Annotated in this window: 2 protein-coding genes; both read right to left on the bottom strand. The window is 50.1% G+C overall.

Annotation, left to right across the window (positions count from 1 at the left end):
* Nucleotides 1–390: hypothetical protein (locus ACJROR_RS05625; protein ID WP_406546234.1), on the bottom strand; the 390-nt coding region annotated here is incomplete at its 3' end.
* A 689-nt stretch (nucleotides 391–1,079) separates the two neighbouring features.
* Nucleotides 1,080–2,303 (bottom strand): EAL and HDOD domain-containing protein, encoded by a 1,224-nt coding sequence (locus ACJROR_RS05630; protein ID WP_406041993.1) that lies wholly within the window; start codon nucleotides 2,301–2,303, stop codon nucleotides 1,080–1,082.
* Between the last annotated feature and the right edge of the window lie 114 nt (nucleotides 2,304–2,417).

Consider the following 2,417-nt stretch of genomic DNA (forward strand, 5'->3'; position numbering starts at 1 on the left):
AGGGAGCGGGGTCTTGCCCTGACCGGTCCAAAGCTTCTCCTCGCCGTCCATAGTGGTGTAGCGGTACTTGGGAACTACAGCCTTGCGGGGCTTGCGCTCCTTCTTCTCACCGGAAAGAGGAACCTTGGAGTAACGGGCTGCCAGGAGCTCATCGGACATGCCGGAGCTTTCGCGGATCTCTTCAATCTTCTTGAAAGCTTCCTCAAAGGCCTTGAGACGGTTGGCGCGATCAATTTCAGCCTGCTGACGTTCGGCGATAACCTGCTTAACCTTTTCAATGATATCTTCGAGTTCGGCAACTGATAAATCTCTGGTAGCGGTGCTCAGAGCTTTTACTGAGGCGATAGCGCTCTTTAAAGCGCCGGCCTTTGCTTCATAAGATAAAGCCATGATTTACTTCCTTAAATAGTTATGTTTATTAAGAGGTGTTTCCGCCATTATACACGATTTTTTTAGTTTTAAATGATTTTTAATAAAAAAATTTCGTTTTATTGAAAAAGACAGATTATGTCAGAAATCACTGTTGAATACCTGACAGTTTCCGGGAAGAAATCACCGGAGTTCCAGGGCTCCCCATCTGAAAAACTGCCTGCCTCCCCGCTGAAAGTTAAATGAGAATTGCTGACCGCCGGAGGCTTCCGCCCAGAATAATATCAATTTATGGCATCCCGGAATGCCCGTAAAATCAAGTCCCAATCGTTATTTTTAAAGAGCCCGGAACATGGATAATCCCGTAAAATCAGCATTTTCCGGGATTTTGGAATTGGTTAATTAATAACCATCTTTCTGTATCCGGGGATAATACCGGGATTTTACCGGTCTCCGGAAATTACCGGAAAAATGACTCCCGAGGCCATCATCCCCGGCGGAGGCCGGAGCCGGCGGGAGAGGGAGAACGAAAGGGAGAGCGGGTTTTACGGCTTCCGGGAAGGCTCTTTCCGTTTTCTCCCGGGGGCCGGAGTATCACAACGGATAGCGGGCCCGCCGGTCTTTTTTTCAGGAGAGCGGGGAATGTTCTCTGAAGGGGCGCCGGAAATAAAAAAACCGGCGGCAGCCGGCTCTTTTGCGGGGGAGCGGGATCAGCTCTTCATGAACTTCCCGGCCCATTCGCTGGACTGCTGATACATCTCGATGGCCCGGGCGTCGGTAATGCCCAGTCGCTTGGCCCGGAGACTTACGGTGTCAAAGTCCAGATTTTCATAATCCTTGACGAAATTAAGATAGAAGGCCATTTCTCCCTTGTTTTTCAGAATGGCATCCTTGATGGAGGCGGCAATGGGCATCTCGTCCATGATTTCCTTCATATCCTTCTGCATAATGGTGTCCAGGAGGGAGAACAGGCCGCAGAGGAAGGATTCGTCGGGATCCGTATGTCCCTTTCTTTCCTTGGAGAGCATTTCGCAGAAGGACGCTCTGGTGAGGGACATCTGATAAAGCTCGGAGGGCGCGTCATTGCCCAGGGAGGTAGCGGAGATCAGGTAGACGAAGCGGCGGAGCTCCTGCTTGCCCATGTACACCACGGCATGACGGAAGGAGGTTATGGGCTCCGAGCCGTAACGCACGTTATTGGCATAGCGGAGGAGCTTGTAGGCCAGTGAGAGATCCTGCTTCAGGAGCTTTTCCACGGCGTCATAGTTGATTTCGATGGAGGCCACCTCTCTGAAGAGCTGCATCACGGTCATCTGATTCTGGGACAGGGCCCGATCCTTCACAATGATGGGCTTGGAGAAGAAATAGCCCTGATAGAGGGTGCAGCCGATTTCCTGAGCCGCCAGGAAATCCTCCGGGGTTTCGATCTTTTCCGCCAGGAAGGAGAGATTGACGAACCGGGTGTGCTTGACGATGTAATTCCTGATTACCGGCACGGGATAGGCCCGGAAATCGAATTTTATAATGTCGATGAAGAGCAGGAAGCGCTCCCAGTCCGGACTCATGTTGAAATCGTCCAGCGCAATGCGGAAGCCTTTGGCCTTGAGCCCCTTGATAAGATCAAACAGGGTGTCGTTGGGGACGCAGTCCTCCAGCACCTCAATAACCACCTGGTTCACCGGCAGAAAATCAATAATGTTGTGCACAAAAAGGGGATAGGGGAAATTTATGAAGCAAAGCCGGTCTCCCACCAGCGAGGATATCTTGTTGTCTATGAACTGCTGGGTAATCAGAGTTGCAGTGGCGGCCTCCGCGGTTATCTCTTTGGGATAGGCGTTCGTAAGACCGTTACGGTACAGAAGCTCATATCCTATGGTAACTTTGTTGGCATCCAGTATCGGCTGTTTTGCCACATAAGAGAACATTTCGCTCATGATTAACAACTTCCCTTTGAGTACTGCAAGAATCCATCTACCATTATCATAATAAACAGGAATTTATAAAACCCGCAAATTGCTGTCAGACAACAGTGATCACGTTTTTTATGA

The organism is Succinimonas sp., assembly GCF_045225735.1.
In the GTDB taxonomy this organism is placed as follows: domain Bacteria; phylum Pseudomonadota; class Gammaproteobacteria; order Enterobacterales; family Succinivibrionaceae; genus Succinimonas.